Source organism: Streptomyces hyderabadensis (assembly GCF_020404845.1).
Lineage (GTDB): Bacteria > Actinomycetota > Actinomycetes > Streptomycetales > Streptomycetaceae > Streptomyces > Streptomyces hyderabadensis.
This window is the reverse complement of the sequence record NZ_JAIOJZ010000057.1, coordinates 14,042-38,875: the sequence shown is the minus strand read 5'-3', so window position 1 is coordinate 38,875 and position 24,834 is coordinate 14,042. Positions and strand designations below refer to the sequence as shown.

Annotated in this window: 20 protein-coding genes; 8 read left to right on the top strand and 12 right to left on the bottom strand. The window is 72.9% G+C overall.

The window, feature by feature from the left end; translation table 11 throughout:
* Nucleotides 1-72 precede the first annotated feature (72 nt).
* The 10 genes from K7854_RS31455 to K7854_RS31410 all read right to left on the bottom strand — a co-directional run bounded on the left by K7854_RS31455 (nt 73) and on the right by K7854_RS31410 (nt 11,089).
* Nucleotides 73-1,071 carry a sugar phosphate isomerase/epimerase family protein gene (locus K7854_RS31455; RefSeq protein ID WP_226029954.1) on the bottom strand — a complete coding sequence of 333 codons (999 nt, stop codon included), beginning with the start codon at nt 1,069-1,071 and terminating at the stop codon, nt 73-75.
* Between the two features lie 16 nt (nt 1,072-1,087).
* Nucleotides 1,088-2,389 (bottom strand): Gfo/Idh/MocA family protein, encoded by a 1,302-nt coding sequence (locus tag K7854_RS31450; protein ID WP_226029953.1) that lies wholly within the window; start codon nt 2,387-2,389, stop codon nt 1,088-1,090.
* Between the two features lie 89 nt (nt 2,390-2,478).
* Complete coding sequence (locus K7854_RS31445; RefSeq protein ID WP_226029952.1) at nt 2,479-3,525, bottom strand: substrate-binding domain-containing protein; 1,047 nt, start codon at nt 3,523-3,525, stop codon at nt 2,479-2,481.
* A gap of 17 nt (nt 3,526-3,542) precedes the next feature.
* Nucleotides 3,543-4,562: an ABC transporter permease gene (locus K7854_RS31440; RefSeq protein ID WP_226029951.1), complete on the bottom strand. Its 1,020-nt coding sequence runs from the start codon at nt 4,560-4,562 to the stop codon at nt 3,543-3,545.
* Nucleotides 4,559-6,076, bottom strand: a complete 1,518-nt coding sequence (locus tag K7854_RS31435) for a sugar ABC transporter ATP-binding protein (protein WP_226029950.1) — start codon at nt 6,074-6,076, stop codon at nt 4,559-4,561. Before K7854_RS31435 ends, K7854_RS31440 begins: the two co-directional genes overlap by 4 nt.
* A gap of 154 nt (nt 6,077-6,230) precedes the next feature.
* Complete coding sequence (locus tag K7854_RS31430) at nt 6,231-7,412, bottom strand: ROK family transcriptional regulator (protein WP_226029949.1); 1,182 nt, start codon at nt 7,410-7,412, stop codon at nt 6,231-6,233.
* Between the two features lie 278 nt (nt 7,413-7,690).
* Nucleotides 7,691-8,368, bottom strand: coding sequence for a GntR family transcriptional regulator (locus K7854_RS31425; protein WP_226029948.1), 678 nt, complete (start codon nt 8,366-8,368; stop codon nt 7,691-7,693).
* A 125-nt stretch (nt 8,369-8,493) separates the two neighbouring features.
* Nucleotides 8,494-9,444, bottom strand: coding sequence for a beta-ketoacyl-ACP synthase III (locus K7854_RS31420; protein ID WP_226029947.1), 951 nt, complete (start codon nt 9,442-9,444; stop codon nt 8,494-8,496).
* A 162-nt stretch (nt 9,445-9,606) separates the two neighbouring features.
* Nucleotides 9,607-9,759: an MFS transporter small subunit gene (locus tag K7854_RS31415; RefSeq protein ID WP_226029946.1), complete on the bottom strand. Its 153-nt coding sequence runs from the start codon at nt 9,757-9,759 to the stop codon at nt 9,607-9,609.
* On the bottom strand, nt 9,728-11,089 hold the full coding sequence (locus K7854_RS31410; protein ID WP_226029945.1) for an OFA family MFS transporter: 1,362 nt from the start codon (nt 11,087-11,089) through the stop codon (nt 9,728-9,730). Before K7854_RS31410 ends, K7854_RS31415 begins: the two co-directional genes overlap by 32 nt.
* Nucleotides 11,090-11,288: 199 nt before the next feature.
* Between K7854_RS31410 and K7854_RS31405 the strand changes: the two genes are divergently transcribed.
* The 6 genes from K7854_RS31405 (at nt 11,289) to K7854_RS31380 (ending at nt 19,957) form a co-directional block, all read left to right on the top strand.
* On the top strand, nt 11,289-12,260 hold the full coding sequence (locus K7854_RS31405) for a 2-dehydropantoate 2-reductase (protein ID WP_226029944.1): 972 nt from the start codon (nt 11,289-11,291) through the stop codon (nt 12,258-12,260).
* Nucleotides 12,257-14,185, top strand: coding sequence for a molybdopterin oxidoreductase family protein (locus K7854_RS31400; RefSeq protein ID WP_226029943.1), 1,929 nt, complete (start codon nt 12,257-12,259; stop codon nt 14,183-14,185). Before K7854_RS31405 ends, K7854_RS31400 begins: the two co-directional genes overlap by 4 nt.
* On the top strand, nt 14,166-16,097 hold the full coding sequence (locus K7854_RS31395) for an NAD(P)H-dependent oxidoreductase subunit E (protein WP_226029942.1): 1,932 nt from the start codon (nt 14,166-14,168) through the stop codon (nt 16,095-16,097). The genes K7854_RS31400 and K7854_RS31395 overlap by 20 nt, the downstream gene beginning before the upstream one ends.
* Nucleotides 16,094-16,954, top strand: a complete 861-nt coding sequence (locus K7854_RS31390) for a 2Fe-2S iron-sulfur cluster-binding protein (RefSeq protein ID WP_226029941.1) — start codon at nt 16,094-16,096, stop codon at nt 16,952-16,954. The genes K7854_RS31395 and K7854_RS31390 overlap by 4 nt, the downstream gene beginning before the upstream one ends.
* Nucleotides 16,955-16,985: 31 nt before the next feature.
* Nucleotides 16,986-17,834, top strand: a complete 849-nt coding sequence (gene fdhD, locus K7854_RS31385) for a formate dehydrogenase accessory sulfurtransferase FdhD (protein WP_226029940.1) — start codon at nt 16,986-16,988, stop codon at nt 17,832-17,834.
* A gap of 236 nt (nt 17,835-18,070) precedes the next feature.
* Nucleotides 18,071-19,957 carry an exo-alpha-sialidase gene (locus K7854_RS31380; RefSeq protein ID WP_226029939.1) on the top strand — a complete coding sequence of 629 codons (1,887 nt, stop codon included), beginning with the start codon at nt 18,071-18,073 and terminating at the stop codon, nt 19,955-19,957.
* Between the two features lie 24 nt (nt 19,958-19,981).
* On the opposite strand, the gene K7854_RS31375 is transcribed toward K7854_RS31380, so the two are convergent.
* Nucleotides 19,982-21,019 (bottom strand): bile acid:sodium symporter family protein, encoded by a 1,038-nt coding sequence (locus K7854_RS31375; RefSeq protein ID WP_226029938.1) that lies wholly within the window; start codon nt 21,017-21,019, stop codon nt 19,982-19,984.
* Nucleotides 21,020-21,171: 152 nt separating this feature from the next.
* Between K7854_RS31375 and K7854_RS31370 the strand changes: the two genes are divergently transcribed.
* Nucleotides 21,172-22,053, top strand: a complete 882-nt coding sequence (locus K7854_RS31370; protein WP_226029937.1) for a LysR substrate-binding domain-containing protein — start codon at nt 21,172-21,174, stop codon at nt 22,051-22,053.
* Here the strand turns inward: K7854_RS31370 and K7854_RS31365 are convergent.
* Nucleotides 22,032-23,015: an Lrp/AsnC family transcriptional regulator gene (locus K7854_RS31365; protein ID WP_226029936.1), complete on the bottom strand. Its 984-nt coding sequence runs from the start codon at nt 23,013-23,015 to the stop codon at nt 22,032-22,034. The two genes, K7854_RS31370 and K7854_RS31365, sit on opposite strands and share 22 nt — an antisense overlap.
* A 116-nt stretch (nt 23,016-23,131) precedes the next feature.
* Here K7854_RS31365 and K7854_RS31360 point away from each other — a divergent pair, with 116 nt between their 5' ends.
* On the top strand, nt 23,132-24,646 hold the full coding sequence (locus tag K7854_RS31360; RefSeq protein ID WP_226029935.1) for an MFS transporter: 1,515 nt from the start codon (nt 23,132-23,134) through the stop codon (nt 24,644-24,646).
* Nucleotides 24,647-24,834: the final 188 nt, after the last annotated feature.

Sequence of the window (24,834 nt, the reverse complement as noted above, 5' to 3'; positions counted from 1 at the left end):
TCGGGCAGGGCTGACCGGGGACCGGCGGGTGGTCCGGTCCCCGTCCCGGCCGACCTGCGCCGGGCGCGCGGATCAGCTGTTGAAGGCGGCGTCGAAGGACGCGGTGGGCGGCTCGAAGTCGAAGGCCTTGAGCCGGGTGAGGGCCTCGGGCGCGCCCTGCAGCCGGTCCATGCCTGCGTCCTCCCACTCGACGGAGACGGGGCCCTGATAGTCGATGGAGCGCAGCATGCGGAACACGTCCTCCCAGGGGACGTCGCCGTGTCCGGCCGACACGAAGTCCCAGCCGCGCCGCGGGTCGCCCCACGGCAGGTGGGAGCCGAGCCGTCCGTTGCGGCCGTCGAGGCGCCTGCGGGCCTCCTTGCAGTCGACGTGGTAGATGCGGTCGCGGAAGTCCCACAGGAAGCCGACGGGGTCGAGGTCCTGCCACACGAAGTGGGAGGGGTCGAAGTTGAGGCCGAAGGCTGGCCGGTGGCCGACCGCCTCCAGGGCGCGGTGCGTGGTCCAGTAGTCGTAGGCGATCTCGCTGGGGTGCACCTCGTGGGCGAACCGCACGCCCTCGGCGTCGAAGACGTCCAGGATCGGGTTCCAGCGGTCCGCGAAGTCCTGGTAGCCGCGCTCGATCATGGACTCGGGTGCGGGCGGGAACATGGCCACCAGGTGCCAGATGGCGGATCCGGTGAAGCCGATCACGGTGTCGACGCCGAAGCGGGCGGCGGCCCGTGCGGTGTCCTTGATCTCGGCGGCGGCGCGCTGCCGCACGCCTTCCGCCTCGCCGTCGCCCCAGATGCGGGCGGGCAGGATGGCCTCGTGGCGTTCGTCGATGATGGCGTCGCACACCGCCTGGCCGACCAGGTGGTTGGAGATGGCCCAGCACTTGAGGCCGTACTTGTCGAGCAACTGGTGCCGGGAGTCCACGTAGGAGGGGTCCGCGAGCGCCTTGTCGACCTCGAAGTGGTCGCCCCAGCAGGCGAGTTCCAGGCCGTCGTAGCCGAAGTCGCGGGCGAGGCGGCAGACCTCCTCCAGCGGCAGGTCCGCCCACTGTCCGGTGAAGAGCGTGAAGTTGCGTGGCATGTCGCTGCCGGCCTCCTCAGAGTGCGATGGGGGCGATCGGGGTGTAGACGGAGTTCTTCTCGGCGCTCTCCTCCACGGCGGCGAGCACGCGCTGCACCTGCAGCCCGTCCGCGAAGGAGGGTTCGGGGTCCCGGCCCTCGGCGACAGCGTGCACGAGGTCGCGCGCCTGGTGCACGAAGGTGTGCTCGTAGCCGAGCCCGTGGCCCGGCGGCCACCAGGCGTCCAGGTAGGGGTGTTCGGGTTCGGTGACCAGGATGCGGCGGAAGCCCGCGTGCTCCCCCGGTTCCGTACCGTCGTGGTACTCCAGCTCGTTGAGCCGTTCCAGGTCGAAGGCGAGGGAGCCGCGCTCGCCGTTGAGTTCGATGCGCAGGGCGTTCTTGCGGCCGGTGGCGTACCGGGTGGCCTCGAAGGAGACCAGGGCGCCGGAGGTGAGGCGGCCGGTGAAGACGGCGGCGTCGTCCACGGTCACCTGGCCCGTCACGCCGTCCGCCGAGCCCGCGGACAGGCCCCGGGGTGCGCCGGCCGGCAGCGGGCGTTCCCGTACGAAGGTCTCGGTGAGGGCGGAGACACCCGCGATCCGCTCCCCCGACAGGTACTGGGCGAGGTCGACGATGTGGGCGCCGAGGTCGCCGAGCGCCCCCGAACCGGCCAGCTCCTTGCGCAGCCGCCAGGTGAGCGGGGCCTTCGGGTCGACCAGCCAGTCCTGGAGGTAGGTCACCCGCAGGTGCCGCAGCCGGCCGACCCGGCCCTCGGCGACCATCCGCCGGGCCAGCGCGGTGGCCGGCACCCGGCGGTAGTTGAAGCCGACCATCGCCAGCTGTCCGCGGGCGGCGGCCTCCTCGGCGGCGCGGGTCATCGCCTGCGCCTCCTCGACGGTGTTGGCGAGCGGCTTCTCGCACAGGACGTGCTTCCCGGCGGCGAGCGCGGCCAGCGCGATCTCGGCGTGGCTGTCGCCGGGGGTGCAGACGTCGACGAGGTCGATGTCGTCGCGTTCGACCAGGGTCCGCCAGTCGGTCTCGGTGCTCGCCCAGCCGTGCCGGCCGGCCGCCAGGCGGACGGCGTCGGCGTCCCGCCCGCAGATCGCGGCCAGCACCGGGTTCAGCGGCAGGTCGAAGACCCGGCCCGCGGTGCGCCAGCCCTGGGAGTGGGCGGCACCCATGAAGGCGTAGCCGACCATGCCGACGCGCAGGGGCGGTCTCGTCGCGGACGCCCCCGTCGCCGCCCCGGCCCCGGCGTCGGTCCCGGTATCGGTCCCGCTGTCGGTCCCGGCGGCTGCCTCCTCGGCGCCGGCCCCCTCGGGCTGCTGCGGCTGTCCCATGCGGATGTCCTCCTCGTCGTGGTGGCGCGGTGGGGGTGGGCCCCGCCCCGGCGGGCCGGCTGGTCAGGCCGCCGCCGGGGCGGCACCCGTCACTTGAAGCCCGTGGACATGTACTGGTCGACGTTGGTCTTGTCGACGACGGCCGAGTAGCAGGTGACGGTCGAGGGGATCTCGAACTCGGCGAGGCCGCTGACGCCCTTGCCCTGGCCGAGGGCGCGGGCCAGGTCGATCGCGGAGGCGGCCATGGTCGGCGGGTAGAGCACCGTCGCCTTCAGTACGCCGCGGTCCGACTTGATGGCCTCGAAGGCGGAGAGCGCGCCCGCGCCGCCGACCATCAGGAAGTCGTCGCGTCCGGCCTGCTCGATGGCGCGCAGGGCGCCCACGCCCTGGTCGTCGTCGTGGTTCCACAGGGCGTCGAAGTCCGACTGCGCCTGGAGCAGCTGGGCCATCTTGGCCTGGCCGGACTCGACGGTGAACTCGGCGGCCTGGCGGGCCACCTTCTTGATGTTCGGGTAGTTCTTCAGTCCGTCGTCGAAGCCCTGGGTGCGCTGCTGGGTCAGTTCCAGGTTGTCGATGCCGGCCAGCTCGATGACCTTGGCGTTCGGCTTGTCCTTGAGCTTCTCGCCGATGTAGTGGGCGGCGTTGAGACCCATGCCGTAGTTGTCGCCGCCGACCCAGCAGCGGTAGGCCTGGGGGCTGTTGAAGATGCGGTCCAGGTTGATGACCGGAATGCCGGCCCGCATCGCCTTCAGGCCGACCTGGGTGAGGGCCTTGCCGTCGGCGGGCAGCACCACCAGGACGTCGACCTTCTTGTTGATGAGGGTCTCGATCTGGCCGATCTGCTGCGCGGTGTCGTTGGACCCCTCGGTGACCTCGAGGGTGACCTCCGAGTACTTCTCCGCGCGCTTCTTGGCCTGGTCGTTGATGGCGTTGAGCCAGCCGTGGTCGGCCTGCGGACCGGCGTAGCCGATGGTGATCGGCTTGCCGGGCTTGTCGTCGGCGGCCGGCTGCTCGTTCGAGGCGGCCTTGTCGTCGCCGTCGTCGGGGTCGTTGCTGGTGCACCCGGTGAGGACGGCACCGGCGGACACGGCGGCGGCTCCGAAGAGCAGCCCTCTGCGACTCGTGAGCTTCGTCATGACGGTGAACCCTTTCCTCAGTGCGTGCTTGCGGTACGGCGCTGGACCAGCACGGCGGCGACGATGATCGCGCCCTTGGCGATCTGCTGCACGTCGGTCTGCAGGTTGTTCAGGGCGAAGATGTTGGTGATCGTGGTGAAGATCAGGACGCCCAGCACGGAGCCGAGGATGTGGCCCCGGCCGCCGGTCAGCAGGGTGCCGCCGATGATCGCGGCGGCGATGGCGTCGAGTTCGTAGAGGTTGCCGTTGGTGTTCTGGCCGGAGCCGGCCAGGACGATCAGCAGGAAGGCCGCGATGCCGCAGCACAGTCCGGACAGCAGGTAGAGGTAGAGCCGCTGGCGGCGGACGTCGATGCCGGCGAGGCGGGCGGCCTCCGCGTTGCCGCCGACGGCGACGGTGCGCCGGCCGAAGGTGGTCCGGTTGAGCACCAGCCAGCCGATGACGGTGACGGCCGCGAACACCAGGACCAGCGGCGGGATGCCGAGGACGTAGGCATCGCGCTCGCCGAGGTCGAGGACGCTGGAGACGGTGACGACCTGGGTGCGTCCGTCGGTGATCTGGAGCGCGAGGCCGCGCGCCGAGGCCAGCATGGCGAGGGTGGCGATGAACGGCACCATCTGGCCGAAGGCGATGAGCACCCCGTTGACCAGGCCGCAGCCCACGCCGACCACGATCGCCGTGAAGAGGATGCCGAAGAACCCGTACTCCTGGGTGGCGACCGTGGTCGCCCACACCGAGGCGAGGGCGACGATGGCGCCGACCGACAGGTCGATGCCGCCGGAGACGATGACGAAGGTCATGCCGACGGTGACGACGCCGATCACGGACGCCTGGGTGAGCACCAGCTGGAGGTTGCGGGTGTCGAGGAACGAGTCGGGCTGGGTGATGCCGCCGATGAGGACCAGTACGGCGAGCACGCCGAGCAGGGTGAGGGTGCGGACGTCGGCGCGGCCCAACCGGACCCGCCAGGCGGGCGGAGCGTCCACGGGTGCCGCCTTGCCGGTGCCGTCCCGCGGCGGGGACACGTGCTGCGTCATGACGCCGGACTTCCTTCCATCACGAGGTCGAGTACGCGGTGTTCGTCGAGTTCACGGGCGGGGGCCTCGTGCACGACGCGGCCCTCGCGCAGTACCAGTACGCGGTCGGCGAGACCCAGCACCTCGGGCACCTCGCTGGAGACCAGCAGGACGGCCAGGCCCTCGTCGGCCAGGCGCCGGATGACGGCGTACAGCTCGGCGCGGGCGCCGACGTCGACGCCGCGGGTGGGTTCGTCGAGCAGCAGGACCTTGCAGCCGCGCAGCAGCCAGCGGGCGAGCACCGCCTTCTGCTGGTTGCCGCCGGACAGGGTGCGCACGGGCACGGACGGGTTGTCGGGCCGCAGCGACAGCTCGCGGGTGGCCTTTCGGGCCGCGCCGAGTTCGGCGCCGCGGTCGATCCAGCCGCCGCGCGAGAAGCGGGACATGGCGGAGACCGACACGTTGCGGGTGACGGACTCCAGCATCAGCAGGGCCTGGGCCTTGCGTTCCTCGGGGGCGAGTCCGAGTCCGGCGCGCACGGCGGCGCGCACGCTGCCCGGCCGGAGCGGGCGCCCGTCGACCAGGACCTGGCCGGCGCTCGCCTTCCGGGCGCCGTAGACCGTCTCCAGGATCTCGGAGCGACCGGAGCCGACGAGTCCGGCGAGGCCGACGATCTCGCCGGGGCGCACCTCCAGGTCGAGCGGGGCGAACTCGCCGTGGCGGGCCAGTCCCCGCACGCTGAGCACGGGTTCGGCCGCGGGCGGTGCGATGGGCCGCTCGGGGAAGACGTACTCGACGTTGCGTCCCGTCATCAGCGCCACCACCTCGCGGGTGGGCGTCGACTCGGCGGGCAGCCCGCGAGCCACCGCCCGGCCGTCCTTGAGGACGGTGACCCGGTCGCCGATGCGCCGGATCTCCTCCAGGCGGTGCGAGATGTAGACGACGGCGACCCCGTCGGCGGTGAGGTCGGCGACGATGCGGAAGAGGTTGTCGACCTCGTCCGGGTCGAGTGCGGCGGACGGCTCGTCCATCACGATCAGCCGTACGTCGTGGGACAGCGCCCGGGCCATGGACACGATCTGCTGCTGGGCCGCGGACAGGTCGCCGACCAGCCGCCCGGGGTCGACCTCGGGGTGCCCGAGCCGCTTGAGCAGCGCGGCCGTCGACTCCTTGGCCGCCCTGCCCCGGACCACGAAGCCGGCGGCGGTCGGTTCGTGTCCGAGGTGGACGTTCTCGGCGACCGACAGGTGCTCGACCAGGTCGAGTTCCTGGTAGATGGTGGCGATGCCCAGGCGCATGGCCGCGATCGGCGAGCGCAGGGTGACCTCCTCGCCGCGCCAGCGGATGGTGCCGGTGTCGGGCTGGTGGGCGCCGGCCAGCACCTTGATGAGGGTGGACTTCCCGGCGCCGTTCTGGCCGAGGAGGCAGTGCACCTCACCGGCCTGGACGTCGAGGTCGACGCCGTCGAGGGCCCGGACTCCGGGGAACGACTTGGTGATGCCGGACATGCTGAGCAGCGGTGGTTCTGGTGCCATGTGAGGTCCCCTCGGCGGGCGTGCGGGCCGGTGTCAGGGCAGAGCAGAGCAGGGCAGGGCGGTGCTGGGCGTGGCGGAACGGGACGTGACGGTACGGAGCAGGGCAGGGCGGTGCGGAGCGCTGTGCTGGGTGGAGCTCGGAACCGGTCGGTGACTACGCGGGTGAGAACAGGTGGTCGCTGATCAGCCGGGCCGCGCCGATGACTCCGGCGGTGGGTCCCAGCTCCCCGAGGACGATGGGCAGGTTGCCGGTCGCCAGGGGCAGCGACTGGCGGTAGACCTGGGTGCGGATCGCGGCGAGCAGGTTGTGGCCGAGGCCGGTCACCCCGCCGCCGATCACCACCAGGCCCGGGTTGAAGAAGCTGACCAGACCGGCGATGACCTGGCCGGTGCTGCGGCCGCCCTCCCTGATCAGGTCCAGTGCGGTGGCGTCGCCCGCGGCGGCCGCGGCGGCGACGTCGGCGGCGCTGAGACCGCCGTTCGCCGCCAGCCGGTTCGCCAGCTCGGCCGACTGGCCCTGCTGGGCGGCCTCCGTGGCGTCGCGGGCCAGGGCCGCGCCGCTGAAGTGGGCCTCCAGGCAACCGCGGTTGCCGCAGGCGCACTGGCGTCCGTCGGGCACGGCCTGGATGTGCCCGATGTCGCCGGCGCTGCCCGTGGTCCCGCGGTAGACGTCCCCGCCGACCACGATGCCGCAGCCGATGCCGGTACCGATCTTGACGACGAGGAAGTCGTGCTGGGTGCGGGCGACGCCCGCGTGCTGCTCGCCCAGCGCCATCAGGTTCACGTCGTTGTCGACCATGACCGGGCAGCCGAGTTCCTGGCTGAGCGCCTCCCGCACCGGGAAGCCGTCCCAGCCCGGCATGATCGGCGGCGCCACCGGCACGCCCTCGGGGAAGCGGACCGGCCCCGGGACGCCGATGCCGGCGCCGTCGAAGCCCTCCGCGAGCCCGGAGGCGCGCAGCTTGGCGGCCATGGACAGCACCTGCTCGAAGACCGCGACCGGGCCTTCGCGCACGTCCATGGGCTGGTTGATGTGCCCGAGGATCTCCAGTTCGGCGTTGGTGACGGCGACGTCGACCGAGGTCGCGCCGATGTCGACGCCGAGGAAGCGCAGTTCGGGGTTGAGGCGGACGTTGTGGCTGCGGCGCCCGCCGCGCGAGGCGGCGAGTCCGTCGGCCACGACGAGTCCGGTCTCCAGCAGCCGGTCCACCTCGACGGCCAGCTTGGACCTGGAGAGGTCGACCTGGTCGCCCAGCTGGGCACGGGAGTTGGGCCCGCCGTCGCGCAACAGCTGGAGCAGTCGCGCTTGGTGGGCGTTCGCGGGTCGTGCGGTCATGCGTCTCACGAGCCCCTCCCCGCCTCAATCGGCCTTGGGTCCGCCGGTTTCCGGCCACGTCCGTGTCGTGCTCCCGTGGCGTGCTTTCGGAGGGAACGTAGCAGCGGGCGCCGGGTGTGGGAAGAAGTCACGCATGAATTGCTGCGAACTTTCTCCTCTGAGAGGACAAAGAAGAGTGCCGGGTCCGACGGCGCCGAACGCGGCGAGGCCGCCCGGCACGGTGGCCGGGCGGCCGGTGAACCGCCTTCGAACGGGCTCTGACCTCGGGCTCTGCTGTCTCAGGACTCCGCGCGCGCGTGGTAGGAGCGACGGGTGTGTTCCGTGTGCTCGCGCATCAGCCGGGTCGCCGCCTGCTCGTCCCGCTCGGTGATGGCCGCGATCAGCTTGCGGTGCTCGATCCAGGACTGCCGGCCGCGCTGCCGGGCGATCGGCGTGTAGTACCAGCGCACCCGCCGGTCGACCTGCGCGGCGAGTTCGGCGAGGACCGCGTTGCCCGCCAGCTCCATGACCTTGCCGTGGAAGCGGGCGTTGCAGGCGACGGTGGCGTCCACGTCCTCGGCGGCGACGGCCCGCTCCCCCTCCTCGCACAGCTCCTCCAGCACGGCGATGCCGGCGCTGGAGGCGTTGGCCGCGGCGAGCCGGGCCGCCTCGGCCTCCAGGAGCGTGCGCACGGTCAGGAGCTGGTCCGCCTCCTCCTCCGTCGGCTCGTGCACGAAGGCGCCCTGCGCGGGGCGCAGATCGACCCAGCCCTCGGTGTTGAGCCGCTGCAGTGCCTCGCGCACCGGCTGCCTCGACACCCCGAGGTGACCGGCGAGTTCGCTCTCGACGAGGTGCTGGCCGGGCCGCAGGGCCCGGGTGGTGATGAGTTCGAGCAGCGCCTCGTAGACCCGGTCCCGCAGCGGGCCTGGCCGTTCGAGCCTGGGCACCGCGCCCTGCGGCAGTCCTGCGGACAACATCGGTCCCCCTCGGCAGCCGGAAAGCAATCAACAGGCAAAGTATTGATTGTCTTTCGTCTACAGTCTACGGCGCGCCCGTTCGTGCGGCCGAGGTGTAGGCCACATCACATCCCGGTGCCGGGCGTTCAGGGACAGCGGACGACCTGCCCGGCATAGGAGAGGTTGCCCCCGAAGCCGAACAGCAGCACCGGGTCGCCGGTGGTGATCTCGCCCCGCTCGACCAGTTTGGAGAGGGCGAGGGGGATGCTCGCCGCGGAGGTGTTGCCGGACTCGACGACGTCGCGGGCGACGACGGCGTTGACGGCTCCGATCCTCGCGGCGAGGGGTTCGACGATGCGCAGGTTGGCCTGGTGCAGGACGACCGCGGCCAGCTCGGCCGGTTCGAGGCCGGACCGCTCGCAGGCCTGGCGGGCGATGGCGGGCAGCCGGGTGGTCGCCCAGCGGTAGACGCTCTGCCCCTCCTGCGCGAACCGCGGGGGCGTCCCCTCGATACGGACCGCGCTGCCCATCTCGGGCACCGAGCCCCACAGCACGGGACCGATCCCCGGCTCCTCGCCCGGAGCGCAGGCCTCCACCACGGCGGCCCCGGCCCCGTCGCCGACCAGCACGCAGGTGGTGCGGTCGGTCCAGTCGACGACCTCGGACATCTTGTCGGCCCCGACGACCAGCGCGCGGCTCGACGAACCGGCCCGCACCGCGTGGTCGGCGGTGGCCAGGGCGTGGGTGAAGCCCGCGCACACGACGTTGAGGTCCAGCGCGGCCGGACCGGGCATGCCGAGGCGGGCCGCGACGCGGGCGGCGGTGTTCGGGGAGCGGTCGATCGCGGTGGAGGTGGCGACCACGACCAGGTCCACGTCGGCGGGGGTCAGCCCGGCCGCCGCGAGCGCCTTCGCGGCGGCGTGGCCGGCCAGCTCGTCGACCGGCTCGTCGGGTCCGGCGATCCGGCGCGACCGAATGCCCACCCGGCTCCGGATCCACTCGTCGCTGGTGTCGACCATGCCCGCCAGGTCCTCGTTGGTGAGGACCCGGGCGGGCTGGTAGTGGCCGACGGCGGTGATCCGGGAGCCGTGGTGCATGGGTGGAGTCCTCGCTGCCTCGGGGTACGGGATCCACCAGTGTGATCAGTGACCGACGGGTACGACGGCAGGTGATACGACAGGAAACCGGCGTCCGCCTTGTCGGCTTCGGTCAGCATCCCCCGCGCGCCGCCCCGGCGGCTCCGGGCACCGGCCCGTTCCTCACCCGGTGAAGAGCTGGGTCGCCTTCCGCACGAGTTCGTACACCCCGTAGGCGAGCGGCGCGCCCACCCAGAGCCAGGTGAAGGCGACCAGCGGCCGCCGGTCGGGGATCTCGGCCGCGTCAGGCGGACTCTGGCTGCTGTCGGGTGACATCGTTGCCCTCCTTCGGCGCGGGGCCGGTGGTCGCGGGCACGGTGGCCGCGGGTTCGTGGTGCCGGGCGTGGACGGGGCGGACGAGTTCGTTGGCGACGAACCCGACGACCAGCAGCCCGATCATGATGAGGAAGGAGGTGCCGTACAGCGCCGAGCCGTGCCGCCCCGCCTCCTCCTGGTGGTCGGCGATCCAGTTCACGATCAGCGGCCCGAGCACTCCGGCCAGCGACCAGGCGGTGAGCAGCCGCCCGTGGATCGCGCCGACCTGATAGGTGCCGAAGAGGTCCTTGAGGTAGGCGGGAGCCGTGGCGAAGCCACCGCCGTAGAAGGAGAGGACCACCAGCGCGCACAGCACGAACAGCGGTTTGGAGGAGTCGCCGAACAGGGCGATCAGGGTGTACATGAGCGCCCCGACGCCGAGGTAGACGCGGTAGATGTTCTTGCGTCCGATCAGGTCGGAGGTCGAGGACCAGCCGATCCGGCCCGCCATGTTGGCCGCCGACAGCAGGGCCACGAAACCGGCCGCCGCGGTCGCCGACACCGGGGTGGAGGTGTCCGCGAAGAAGTCCGTGATCATCGGCGCGGCCTTCTCCAGGATCCCGATGCCGGCCGTGACGTTCATGCAGAGCACGAGCCACAGCAGCCAGAACTGCGGGGTGCGCAGCGCCGAGCGCGCCGAGACCTGGACCCCTTCCAGCGGTGCGGGCCGGCCGTCCGCCCGCTCCCTGGGCCTCGGCACCCGTACCAGGAGCACACCGAGGAGCATGAAGACGGCGTACGCCAGTCCGTGGACGAGGAAGGCGAGGGCGATCCCCGCGTTGTCGGTGCCGAAGGACTTCAGCATCTGGGCCGACCAGGGCGAGGCGATGAGCGCGCCGCCGCCGAAGCCCATGATGGCGATGCCGGTGGCCATGCCGGGCCGGTCCGGGAACCACTTGATCAGTGTGGAGACGGGCGAGATGTACCCGATGCCGAGGCCGATCCCGCCGACGAAGCCGTAGCCGAGGACGATCAGCCAGTACTGTTCCGCCGCCGCGCCGAGCGCGGAGAGCAGGAAGCCGGACGAGAAGCAGACCAGGGCGACGGTCATCGCCCAGCGCGGCCCGTGGCGTTCCACGAGCGTGCCGCCGAACGCGGCCGACAGACCGAGCATGACGATGCCGAGTTGGAAGGGCAGCGCGCTCTGGGTGCCGCTGAGGCCGAGCGCGGATTCCAGGGGCGGTTTGAACACGGACCAGGCGTAGGCCTGGCCGATGGAGAGGTGGACCGAGAGAGCGGCCGGGGGGACGAGCCAGCGGCTCCAGCCCGGGGGTGCGACGGGGGGACTCATGGGTCCCCAACCGTAGGCATCCGGAAAGCGCTTGAGAAGACTGTTGAGCACACAACTACAGACCACCACCACTGCTGCACAAAGCCTTGCCGCCCCAACTTCCATACTGTAGACAATATTTCGTCGACATCATCGACCGTCCCGCTCATTCCTCCCCCCAGTTCCTCGGTATCCCTCGACCGGACGGAGCTTGCCCGCCATGAAAGTCGCAGTCCTCGGCGCCGGGGCGATCGGCGCCTACGTCGGCGCCGCGCTCCACCGTGCGGGCGCCGACGTGCACCTCATCGCCCGTGGACCGCATCTGGCGGCCATGCGGCAGTACGGGGTACGGGTGCGCAGCCCGCGCGGCGACTTCACCGCGCACCCGCGCGCCACCGACGACCCGGCCGAAGTCGGCCCGGTCGACTACGTGTTCCTGGGTCTGAAGGCCAACTCGTACGCGGCGTGCGGGCCGCTGATCGAGCCGCTGCTGCACCCGGCCACGGCCGTCGTGGCCGCCCAGAACGGCATCCCCTGGTGGTACTTCCACCGGCACGGCGGCCCCTGGGACGGGCGCCGTCTCGAAAGCGTGGACCCGGCCGGCGCGGTCAGTGCGGTGCTCGCGCCCGACCGGGCCGTCGGCTGCGTCGTGTACGCGGCCACGGAACTGGAACGACCGGGCGTCGTACGCCATGTGGAGGGCACCCGGTTCTCGATCGGCGAGCCCGGCCGGGAGGTCTCGGCGCGGTGCCTGGCGTTCAGCGCGGCGATGCGCGCGGGCGGCCTGAAGTGCCCGGTCGAGCCCGACCTGCGCAGCGACATCTGGCTGAAGCTGCTGGGCAACATCTCCTTCAACCCGATCAGCGCCCTGGCCCGGGCCACCATGCGCCAGATGTGCCTGCACGGCGGCACCAGGCAGGTCATCGAGACCATGATGACCGAGACGCTGGCGGTCGCCGCGGCCCTCGGCTGCGAGGTCGGCGTCTCCATCGAACGCCGGCTCGCGGGCGCCGAGCGGGTCGGCGACCACCGCACCTCCACGCTCCAGGACCTGGAGCGCGGCAAACCGCTCGAACTCGACGTGCTGCTCGCGGCCGTGGTCGAGCTGGCGGAGATCACCGGGGTCCCGGTGCCCACCCTGCGCACCGTGCACGCCCTGTCGGACCTGCTCGCGCTGAGGAGCGCCGCATGAGGAAACGCGACCGAACCCCCAAGACCTACACCCGCCTCACCCACCCCCTGGTCCGGGACTCGCGCGAGGAGCCCTTCCGCCGGGCGACCTGGGCGGAGGCCCTGGACCGCACGGCCCGGGGCCTGGCGGCGGCGCGCGGCGCGTTCGGGATGTTCTCCTGCGCGCGGGCGACCAACGAGATGAACTACGTGGCGCAGAAGTTCGCCCGGGTGGTGATGGGCACCCACAACGTCGACTCCTGCAACCGCACCTGCCACGCGCCGAGCGTCGCGGGCCTGTCGGCCGCCTTCGGCTCGGGCGGCGGCACCTCCTCCTACGAGGAGATCGAGCACACCGACGTCATCGTGATGTGGGGCTCCAACGCCCGCTTCGCGCACCCGATCTTCTTCCAGCACGTGCTGAAGGGCATACGGGGCGGCGCCCGCATGTACGCGGTGGACCCGCGCCGCACCTCCACCGCCGAGTGGGCGGAGAGCTGGCTCGGTCCCAACGTGGGCACGGACATCCCGCTGGCGCACGCGGTCGCCCGCGAGATCATCCACGCGGGCCTGGCCAACGAGGCGTTCATCGACCGCGCGACCACGGGCTACGACGACTACAAGGCGCTGGTCGAACCCTGGACCCTCTCCCTCGCCGAGAAGGTGACGGGCGTTCCGGCCGCCGCCATCCGCGACCTGGCGCACGCCTACGCACGTGCCGAGCGCGCCCAGCTCTGCTGGACCCTCGGCATCACCGAGCACCACAACGGCACGGACAACGTCCGCGCCCTGATCAACCTCTCCCTGCTCACCGGCCACGTCGGCCGCTACGGCTCCGGCCTCCAGCCCCTGCGCGGCCAGAACAACGTGCAGGGCGGCGGCGACATGGGCGCCATCCCCAACCGGCTCCCCGGCTTCCAGGACGTCCTCGACCCGGAAGTCCGCCGGAAGTTCGAGACGGCGTGGGACACGGTGATCGAGCCCCACCACGGCCTCACCCTGACGGAGATGTTCGAGGCCATGGACGACGGCACCCTCCGCGCCGTCTACTGCATCGGCGAGAACCCGGCCCAGTCGGAGGCGGACGCGGACCAGGCGGTGCGCCGCCTGCGCGCCCTGGACTTCCTGGTCGTCCAGGACATCTTCCTCACGAAGACCGCCGAACTGGCCGACGTGGTCCTCCCAGCGACGGCCGGCTGGGCGGAGACCGAGGGCACCACCACCAACAGCGAGCGACGCGTCCAGCGCGTCCGACGCGCCGTGACCCCGCCGGGCGAGGCCCGCGAGGACATCGACATCCTCTGCGACCTCGCGGCCCGCCTCGGCCACGACTGGAAGTACGCCGACGCGGAGGCGGTCTGGAACGAGCTGCGCTCCCTCTCCCCCGACCACCACGGGATGACGTACGCCCGCCTGGAGGAGCACCAGGGCATCCAGTGGCCGTGCCCGAGCACGGAGGACCTGGAACCCTCGTACCTGCACGGCAGGCTGTGGGCCCCGGACCCGGCCGACCGCGGCCGCCGGGCCCCCTTCGGCATCGTCCGGCACGACCCGCCCGTGGACCTCACCGACGAGCAGTACCCGATCCGGCTGACCACGGGACGCCGTCTCGACTCGTACAACACGGGTGTGCAGAGCGGCGGTTACGCCTCCCCGCTGCGCCGCGGCGAGTCGGTGGAACTCTGCCCGGAGGACGCCGAACGCTACGGCGTGGTGGTCGGCGAGGAGGTGCGGGTGACCTCGCGGCGCGGCTCGCTGCTGGCCCCGGTGTGGGTCGACCCGGCCCTGCGCCCCGGCCTCGCCTTCATGAGCTTCCACTTTCCCGACGAGGTGGACACCAACCAGCTGACCATCGAGGCCAACTGCCCCATCGCCGGGACGGCGGAGTTCAAGGCCTCGGCGATCCGGATCGAGAAGGTGAGCACCAGTGGACCTGCGCTTCGGTGACGGCAAGCCGACGGACGAGGAACGCGCGGCCGTCGACGCCCTGCTCGGCCCGCCCGAGTCGTCCTGGGAGGGCGCGGACCGCTCCGACGCCGACCTCAGATGGGCCCGGGGCGGCCGCGAGGCCCGCGACCGCCGCGACCAGCTCCTGCCGGCCCTGCACGCGCTCAACGACCGCGTCGGCTGGATCAGCGAGGGCGCCCTGGACTACGTGTGCCGCCGCCTGACCGTCCCCCCGGCGGAGGCGTACGGGGTGGCCACCTTCTACGCCATGTTCTCGGTCGGCCCCCGCCCGGCGACCGTCCTGCACGTCTGCACGGACCTGGCGTGCACGGCGGCGGGGGCGAGTGAGCTGTGCGCGGCGGTGGAGACCCGGCTCGGCCCGGAGAACGGCGTGAAGGTCGAGCGCAGCCCGTGCCTGGGCCTGTGCGAGCGCGCCCCGGCGGCCTTGGTGATCCGGGCGGGCGACTCAGCCCGTCCGGCGTTTGAGGACGAGGCCGTCCAGGCCGAAAGCGGGGGTCCGGGGGCGGCAGCCCCCGGGGACGGGAAAGGGAAGGGGCGGCGGGGGCGAAACACCCTCCACGCGACGGCGGTATGCGCCCCCGCAACCCCCGACCGGGCGGTCACGGCGGCCACCGCCCCCGAATCCGCCCCCACCGAACCGGCCCCGGAAGCCGCGGTCCCCCAGACCGGCGCCCCCGGCCTGATCCTCCTCAGCCGCATCGGCACCGTGGACCCCGCCTCCCTCGACGACTACCGCGCCCACGGCGGCTACATCGCCCTGCGCCGCGCCTTCGCCCTCGGCCCCGCCGCCGTCATCCGCGAGGTCACCGACGCCGGACTGGTCGGCCGCGGCGGCGCCGCCTTCCCCACCGGCCGCAAGTGGCAGGCCACGGCCGCCCAGCCCGACCATCCGCACTACCTCGTCTGCAACGCCGACGAATCCGAACCGGGCACCTTCAAGGACCGCGTCCTCATGGAGGGCGACCCGTACGCCCTGATCGAGGCCATGACCATCGCGGCCTACGCGACCGGCGCCCACCGGGGCTACCTCTACCTCCGCGGCGAGTACCCCCGCGCGCTGGCCCGCCTCACCCACGCCGTCGAGCAGTCCCGCACCCGCGGCCTCCTCGGCGACGACGTCCTCGGCCAGGGCTACGCCTTCGACATCGAGATCCGGCGCGGCGCGGGCGCGTACATATGCGGCGAGGAGACGGCCCTGTTCAACTCCATCGAGGGCCACCGCGGCGAGCCCCGTTCCAAGCCGCCGTTCCCGGTGGAGAAGGGCCTGTTCGGCAAACCCACGGTGGAGAACAACGTGGAGACCCTGGTCAACGTCCTCCCGATCCTCACGATGGGCGCCGAGGCGTACGCCGCGATCGGCACCCCGACGTCCACCGGCCCCAAGCTGTTCTGCGTCTCCGGCTCCGTGGCCCGCCCCGGCGTCTACGAACTCCCCTTCGGCGCCACGCTCGGCGAGCTGCTCACCCTCGCCGGGGTCCGGGACAACCTCCGCGCCGTCCTGCTGGGCGGTGCCGCGGGCGGCTTCGTCCGCCCGGACGAACTCGGCATCCCGCTCACCTTCGAAGGCACCCGCGAGGCGGGCACGACCCTGGGCTCCGGTGTCGTCATGGCCTTCGACGACACGGTCCCGCTGCCCCGCCTCCTCCTGCGCATCGCCGAGTTCTTCCGCGACGAGTCGTGCGGCCAGTGCGTGCCCTGCCGCGTCGGCACCGTACGCCAGCAGGAGGCGCTGCACCGGATCGTCGACCGCACGGGTGCCGCGGCGGCCGACGACATCGCCCTGCTCCGCGAGGTCGGCCGCGCGATGCGGGACGCCTCGATCTGCGGTCTGGGGCAGACCGCGTGGAACGCCGTGGAATCCGCCATCGACCGTCTGGGGGCGTACCAATGACCGCGATACCGCTCGGCGTGCCGCGCCGCCTGGTGGAGTTCACCCTCGACGGGCAGGAGGCCCGGGTCCCCGAGGGGTCCACGATCCTCGACGCCTGCCGGGCCGCCGGGAAGGACGTCCCGACCCTGTGCGAGGGCGACACGCTCACCCCGAAGAACGCCTGCCGGATCTGCGTGGTGGACGTCGAGGGCGCCAGGACCCTCGCGCCGGCCTGCTCGCGCCGGGCGGAGCCCGGCATGGTGGTCCGCACGGACACCGAGCGCGCCCGGCACAGCCGCAGGCTGGTCCTGGAACTCCTCGCGTCCTCGGTCGACCTCTCCACGACCCCTTCGGCCGACCGGTGGATCAAGGAGTACGAGGCGAAGCCCGACCGCTTCGGCCCGGACGCGGCCCGCGTCGACGAGGAACCGCGGATCGACAACGACCTCTACGTCCGCGACTACGGCAAGTGCGTCCTGTGCTACAAGTGCGTCGACGCCTGCGGCGACCAGTGGCAGAACAGCTTCGCCATCTCCGTCTCCGGCCGCGGCTTCGACGCCCGGATCTCGGTCGAGCACGACGGCCCGCTGACCGACTCGGCGTGCGTCTACTGCGGCAACTGCATCGAGGTGTGCCCCACGGGTGCCCTGTCCTTCAAGTCGGAGTTCGACATGCGGGCGGCGGGCACCTGGGACGAGGAGCGGCAGACCGAGACGACGACGGTGTGCGCGTACTGCGGAGTGGGCTGCAATCTCACGCTCCACGTGCAGGACAATGAGATCGTCAAGGTCACCTCACCGCACGACAACCCGGTGACCCACGGCAACCTGTGCATCAAGGGCCGCTTCGGCTACCAGCACGTACAGAACCGGGACTGACCGGCACACCGACCGGCGCAAGGGGCACGACATGGGACGAGTCACGGAACGACGCAAGGTCATCCGCATCAGGGACGGGGCGGTCTCCTCCCGCCCGGACACGCTCGTCGCCGAGGAACCGCTGGAGATCCGGCTGAACGGCAAACCGCTCGCCATCACGATGCGCACCCCCGGCGACGACTTCGCGCTGGCGGCGGGCTTCCTGGTGAGCGAGGGCGTGCTGGCCGAGCAGGCCGACCTGCAGAACATCGTGTACTGCGCGGGCGCCACGGTCGACGGTTCCAACACCTACAACGTGGTCGACGTGAAGACCGCCCCCGGCGTGCGCATCCCCGACATCACGCTGGAACGGAACGTCTACACGACCTCCTCCTGCGGCCTGTGCGGCAAGGCGAGCCTGGACGCGGTGCGTACGACGGCCCGCTGGCCGATCGCCGACACTCCCCCGGTCCGGCTCACCCCGGAACTCCTCGCGGACCTGCCCGACCGGCTGCGCGCCTCCCAGCGGGTCTTCGACCGCACGGGCGGGCTGCACGCGGCGGCGCTGTTCACCGAGGACGGCGAGCTGGTGGACGTACGGGAGGACGTGGGCCGGCACAACGCGGTCGACAAGCTGGTCGGGCGCGCCCTGCAGAACGGGGACCTGCCGCTGTCCCGGTCCGTGCTGCTGGTGTCCGGCCGGGCCTCCTTCGAGCTGGCGCAGAAGGCCGTGATGGCCGGCATCCCGGTGCTGGCCGCGGTGTCGGCGCCGTCCTCGCTGGCCGTGGACCTGGCCGCCGAGTCCGGGCTGACGCTGGTGGGTTTCCTGCGCGGCAGCTCCATGAACGTGTACGCGGGTGAGGACCGGGTCGCCCTGCGGGCCGCGGCCGCCCAGGCCTGACCTCCCTCCCCGCGGCACGGCGGCGGGGCCCCTGCCGGCGGGGAGCGCCCCCTGCGCCTCGGGGGCCCCGCCTCTTCCACGTCGGGCGGCCGTACGCGGACGCGACCCCGATGAGTCCCGGTCGGAGCCCGACACGCGGGAACCGGCGCGGTCCCCGCGGAGACGGGACGCCTCTTGTACTCATGTCCCGACGAAGGAACCCCTCCCCGCCAGCCGCCCGAAGGGCAGACCGCGCCATGCCGCCTCGACCTCCCCGTCCCTTCTGGCTCGCGCTCGCCGCGTCGTGCACGCTCGCCCTGTCCCCCTCCCCGGCGCATGCGCGAGCCGACGACCGTGCGCCCGCGTTCGAGGAGCAGGTGCTCTTCGACGCGGCCCGCGACCCCGGCGGCTACGCCTGCTTCCGCATCCCGGCGATCGTGCGCACCACGGACGGCACCCTGCTCGCCTTCGCCGAGGGCCGGGTCCTCGACTGCGGGGACGCCGGTGACATCGACGTCGTCCTCAAGCGCTCCACCGACGGCGGACGCACCTGGGGCCCGCTCCAGGTCGTCAACGACGGCGGCGGCGACACCCACGGCAACCCGGCCCCGGTCGTCGACCGGGCCACCGGCCGCGTCCTCCTGCTGGAGACGTACAACGCGGGCCGCACGGACGGCGCCAACTGCGCGGTGCCCTGCGCCCGCAAGCCGCACCTCCAGTACAGCGACGACGACGGCCGCACCTGGTCCGCGCCCCGCGACCTGGGCGCCGAGATCCTGCCGCCCGACTGGAACTCCTGGTACGCCACCGGCCCCGTGCACGGCGTCCAGCTCACCGGCGGCGCCCACGCCGGGCGCCTCGTCGTCGGCGTCAACGCCGAGACCTGGGACGGCACCCGGGTCACCGCCAATCACGCGGCCCTCGTGGTCAGCGACGACGGCGGCGGGCACTGGCGGACCGGCGCCACCGACACCTGGCCGGTGGCCGCCGACGGCACCTTCCGGCAGAAGCCCTCCGAGCTGACCCTGACCGAACGCGCCGACGGTGCGCTCCTGGTCAGCGGCCGGGAGGAGAACGGCACCGACCTCGGCCACCGCACCCAGGCGCTCAGCCGGGACGGCGGCGACAGCTTCGCCGCCCCCTTCCGTGCCCTGCCCGACCTGTACGCCCCGCAGGTGCAGGGCGCGGTACTGCGCCTGGGCGACCGCACCCTGCTGTCCGTACCGGCCGACCCCGACCGCCGCCGGACGATGACGGTCCGCTCCTCCTGGGACGGCGGCGCGAGCTGGGACAGCGTGGACCGCGGCACCGTCGTCACCCGTGACTGGTCGGGCTACTCGGACCTGGTCGCCGTCGACGACGCCACCGTCGGCCTGCTGTACGAGGGCGGGGCGTCCGACGCGCGCGACGAGATCCGCTTCGCCCGCTTCACCGAGGACTGGCTCGCGCCGCGCCGGGCCGCCGACCCCACCACCCCCGACCTCGCGCCCGGTGCCGCGCCCGCGGCCGTGCTCGGCGGCGCCGGGACGACGGACGGCGCGGTGGGCGGCGCGCTCGCCCTCGACGGCGCCGACGACGCCGTACGCCTGCCCTACGACGGGCGGCTGGCGCTCGGGGACGGGGACTTCACGGCGTCGCTGTGGTTCCGGTACGCGGCGGCCACCGGGGAGCAGCCGCTGCTGTGGATGGGGGGCATCGGCACGACGCAGCCCCAGGTGTGGCTGCGCGCCGAGCCCGGCAACGGGCGGGTGCAGGGGCTGATCACCACGCGCGACGGCGCGGCGGCCCCGCGCTCGGCTTGGGCGCGCACCGACCGGGCGTACAACGACGGGCAGTGGCACCGTCTGGCGCTGCGCCGCGGCGGGGGACGGCTCACGCTGTTCGTCGACGGGTCGGCGGTGGCGGACGCGGCGGACGTGCCGGGCTCGGTCAGCCGGAACTCGCCCTTCGGGGTGCACATCGGCGAACGGATGGACGGCCGGGCCCGCTTCACCGGCGCCGTCGACGACGTGCGGGTGTGGAACCGGGCCCTGACGGACGCGGAGATCGCCGCGGGCGCCCCGCCCGCCGCCCTCGGGAACACCGTCCTGCACCTGCCCCTCGACCGGGTGGACGGGGCGGCCGGGACGGGCACGGGTGGCTGACCGGCACCGGAAGGTGCGGACGCCTCAGCGGGAACGCCCTCCGGTGCCGACCGCGGTGCGCGGCGGAGCCGTGTCCCGCCCGGCCGGGAGCGCCTGCGGGTCGCGCGACCGGCGTTTGGCGATGACCGCGCACACCATCAGCTGCATCTGGTGGAACAGCATCAGCGGCAGGACCGCCAGCGAGGCCTGGGCGCCGAACAGCACGCTCGCCATGGGCAGTCCGGCGGCCAGCGACTTCTTGGACCCGGCGAACTGGATGGCGATCCGGTCCTCCCGCGCGAAGCCGAGGCCCTTCGCGCCGTACCAGGTCAGCAGCAGCATCACGGCCAGCAGGACCGCCTCGACGGCCAGCAGTCCGGCCAGCCGCACCGGGCTCACCTGGTGCCAGATGCCCTCGACCATGCCCTCGCTGAACGCCGTGTAGACGACCAGGAGGATCGAGCCGCGGTCGACGAGCCCGAGCACCTTCTTGTGCCGGGCGACGAAGCCTCCGATCCACCGGCGCAGCAACTGCCCGGCCACGAACGGCACCAGCAGTTGCAGCACGATCTCCACCACCGAGTCGGCGGAGAACCCGCCCCCGCTGCCGCCCAGCAGGGCCGCGGCCAGCAGCGGCGTGACGACGATGCCGACCAGTGAGGAGAAGGACCCGGCGCAGATGGCGGCGGGCACGTTGCCGCGGGCGATGGAGGTGAAGGCGATCGACGACTGGATGGTCGACGGGACCAGGGTGAGGAACAGCAGGCCCTGGTAGAGAGGGTCGGTCAGCAGCACCGGGACCAGGCCTCGGGAGGCGAGGCCGAGCAGCGGGAAGACCACGAAGGTACAGGCCAGCACGGTGACGTGGAGCCGCCAGTGCCGCACCCCGTCCATCGCCTCACGGGTGGACAGCCGGGCACCGTAGAGGAAGAAGAGGAACGCGATCGCTCCGGTCGAGGCGCCGGAGGCGACGTCCGCACCGGTGCCGCGGGCCGGCAGCAGCGCCGCGAGGCCCACCGTGCCGAGCAGCAGCAGGATGTACGGGTCGATCGGCATCCAACGCGGCCAACGCAGGCGTTTCACGGTGCTCCACTTGCTCACTGCTCACTCGTTCTGTCCGTACGGCGGGGTCACGGGTCCCCGCTCCATCGTGCTCCGCCGCCCGGCGATCGGGAATCCGGTACACCGCTCTGACTGTCATCACGAACCTCGATGACCGGCGCTACGCTGGCGGCATGTACGACCCCTCCCATCTGCGTACCTTCCTGTCGGTGGCCCAGACGCTGAGCTTCACGCAGGCGGCCCGGCGGCTCGGGCTGCGTCAGTCGACGGTGAGCCAGCACGTGCGCCGCCTGGAGGACGCCACCGGGCGGCAGCTGTTCAGCCGCGACACCCACTCCGTGGAGCTGACGGAGGACGGGGAGGCGATGCTGGGGTTCGCGCGCCGGATCCTGGAGGTGCACGAGCAGGCGACGGCCTTCTTCACCGGCACCCGGCTGCGCGGGCGGCTGCGGTTCGGCGCGTCCGAGGACTTCGTGCTGACCCGGCTGCCGGAGATCCTGGAGGGCTTCCGGCACGACCACCCCCAGGTCGACCTGGAGCTGACGGTGGAGCTGTCGGGCACGCTGCACGAGCAGCTGGCGGCCGGGAAGCTGGACCTGGTGCTGGCCAAGCGGCGGCCCGAGGACCCGCGCGGCGAGCCGGTGTGGAGCGACCGGCTGGTGTGGATCGGGGCGCCGCGACTGCGCCTGGAACCGGACCGCCCGGTGCCGCTCATCGTCTATCCGCCGCCCGGCATCACCCGTGCGCTGGCCCTGGACGCCCTGCAGCGCCAGGGCAGGGCCTGGCACGTCGCGTGCACCAGCGGCAGCCTGAACGGCCTGATCGCCGCCGCCCGGGCGGGCCTGGGCGTGATGGCGCACTCCCGCGGTCTCGTCCCGCCCGGGCTGGTACGGGTGCCGGACCGGGCCGGGCTGCCCGAGCTGGGCCGCGTCGACTTCGTCCTGGTGCACGGCCGGCGCCGCCCCTCGGCGCAGGGTGCGGCCGACGCGCTGGCGGCGGCGATCCTGGCCGGCGGCGACCGGCTGCACCGGCCTCAGCGCACCGGCCTCGGATAGGTGAGCTGCTTGACCCGGCGCAGGAACGGGGACGCCTCCACGTGCTGGACCCCCTCCAGGCGGCCGAGCGGGCCGCTGAGGTAGGCGTAGAGGTCGGCGGTGTTGCGGACGACCGCGGTGGCGACGATGTTGGACGGGCCCGCGGTGGCGGCGGCGTGGGCGATCTCGTCGTGTGCGGCGAGGGCCTCGCCGACCCGGTGCAGCGCGGCCGGACTGGTGGTGAGCCAGAGCACGGCGGCGGTCGGGTAGCCGAGGATCTCCGCGTGGTACTCCACGTCGATGTACACGGCGCCGGAACCGAGCAGTGCCGCCAGGCGGCGTTTGACCGCTGACTCGGACCGGCCGGTGGCGCGCTGGAGTTCGGGGTAGCCGGCCCGCCCGTCGCGTTCCAGGACGTCGAGCAGCGGCTCGTCCTCGGGGTCGATGCGGGCCGGACCCGGCGGGCGCGGTCCGCTCTCCGGCCGCAGCGCCGCGACCTGGTCGTCGCCGAGGATGCGGAACTTGCGCAGCCAGCCGCTGGGTCCGCCGTAGAAGCGGTGCAGGATCTGGTGGGCGTGGATCTCCAGGACGCGCGGGGTGCGCGGCAGCTTGCCGAGGAGCAGGTCGTCCCGGTCGCCGGGGCTGCGCGGCCGGGTGCCGAAGATGACCTCGGTGCCGCCGGCGGCCAGCCCGATCCAGTTGGTGTCGGGCCGCTTGGCGAGGGCGTCCGCGATCGCGAGCGCGCTGTCGGGGACGCAGCGCAGCCGCAGCGTCCAGTGGTCCTGGCCGAGCGCCCCGGCGTCCCGGACGGCGACCACCCGCAGCCCGCCCTCGGCGCACAGCCTGCGGTAGCGGCGGGCGACGGTCTGGTCGGAGACGCCGAGCACCGCCCCGATGCGGCTGAAGGAGGCGCGGCCGTTCACCTCCAGGGCATCGAGCACGCACAGGTCGAGTTCGTCGAAGGTGTCGGATTCCATCCGCATCGCGGGCGCTCCCGTCGGATTCCGTCATGTGGGTGCCATGGACGGGGTCGATCTGCCGGTGTCGATCCATCGTACGGAGGCACGGACACTCGTAGCACACAGGAAGAAGACGGAACATGCGTACATGGGGGCCGCTCACGGCGGTGTGCCTGGGGACGTTCATGCTGCTCCTCGACGTGACCATCGCGGTGGTCGCGCTGCCGGACATGGCCAGGGGGCTGCACGCGTCGCTGAGCGATCTGCAGTGGGTGATGGACGGCTACGCGCTGGCGCTGGCCGCGCTGCTGCTGGGACTCGGCGCCGCGGCCGACGTGCTGGGACGGCGCCGGGTGCACGTGGCGGGCGTGGTGCTGTTCGCGGCGGCGTCGCTGCTGTGCGGGCTGGCCACCGGACCCGGGATGCTGGTCGCCGCGCGCGGACTGCAGGGGGTGGGCGCGGCGGCGATGTTCGCCACCACGCTGCCGCTGCTCGGCTCGGTCTACCAGGGACGCCGGCGGTCGATGGCGCTCGGGGTGTGGGGCGCGGTCAGCGGGGCCGCGGCGGCCGTGGGCCCGGTGCTTGGCGGACTGCTCACCGACGGTCCGGGCTGGCGCTGGATCTTCTGGGTGAACCTGCCGGTGAGCGTGGCGGCGGTCTGGCTGACCCTGCGCGTGGTGCCGGAGTCCCGCGGCGCGGCCGGGCGCCGCGTGGACTGGGCGGGTACGGCGGCCTTCGCGGCCTTCGCCGGGGCGCTGACGTACGGGGCGGTGCGGGCCGGGTCGCACGGCTGGACGGAGGGCGGCACGCTGGCTTCCTTCGCGCTCGCGGCGGTGGCGCTGGGCGGGTTCGTCGCGGTGGAGCGCCGGGTCGCCGATCCGCTGCTGGACCCGCGGCTGTTCCTGCGGCCGGCGTTCTCGGGCGTGATGCTGGGCGGGCTGGCCTTCAACGCGGCGGCGTTCGGTGTGATGGCGTACACCTCCATATGGCTGCAGACGCTGCTGGGGATGAGCCCGGTGCGCGGCGGGCTGGTGTTCGTGTGGCTGTCGCTGGCGTCGTTCCTGGTGGCCGCGGCGGGCGGACGGCTGCTGCACGGGGTGCCGGCCCGGCTGACCATCGGGGGCGGGCTGCTGCTGATCGCGGCGGGCCAGTTCTGCATGGCGTTCCTGGACGCGGGCTCCACCGCGTCCGCCCTGGTGCCGGGGCTGCTGCTGGTGGGCGTCGGCACGGGCCTGGTGTCGCCCGGCATCGCGGGCGCGGCCCTGGCGGCGGTCCCGGCGGAGCGGGCCGGCATGGCCGGCGGAGCGGTCAACACCTTCCGGCAGCTCGGGTACGCGCTCGGCATCGCCGTGTTCGGCACGGTGCTGACCTCGCGGATGCAGGACGCGCTGCCGCACGACGCGGCGCACGGCCTGGCGGGCGGTGCGGCGGGTGCCCTGCGGGGGGTGTTCGGCGAGCACGCGCTGCGGGCCGCGTTCGCCTCCGGACTGAACGCGGCCGCGGTGGCCGCGGGCGCGGTCGCGGCGGTCGCCGGAGTGCTGGTACTCGTCCTGGTGCGGGCCGAACGCGGCGGCCGGGACGCCGGTGTGACGGATTCGGCGAAGCCCGCGCTGGAAGAGGAGGAGGCCGCTCCGGCAGCCCCGTACCGGCGGTAAGCGGCTCGTACAGATTCGGTGGAGATTGCGCCACCGATACTTACTCAACCGTCAGGAAACTGTCCGACCCTTCCCCATGTGAGCGCTTTTTCTCCAGCTGACCAGCGCGAACATGAGCCCTGTTCGAATTTGGCACCCCTCCCGCCCCCGCGCCGGGTGGGGTAGCTTTCACCGCGCTGTGCGGGGGT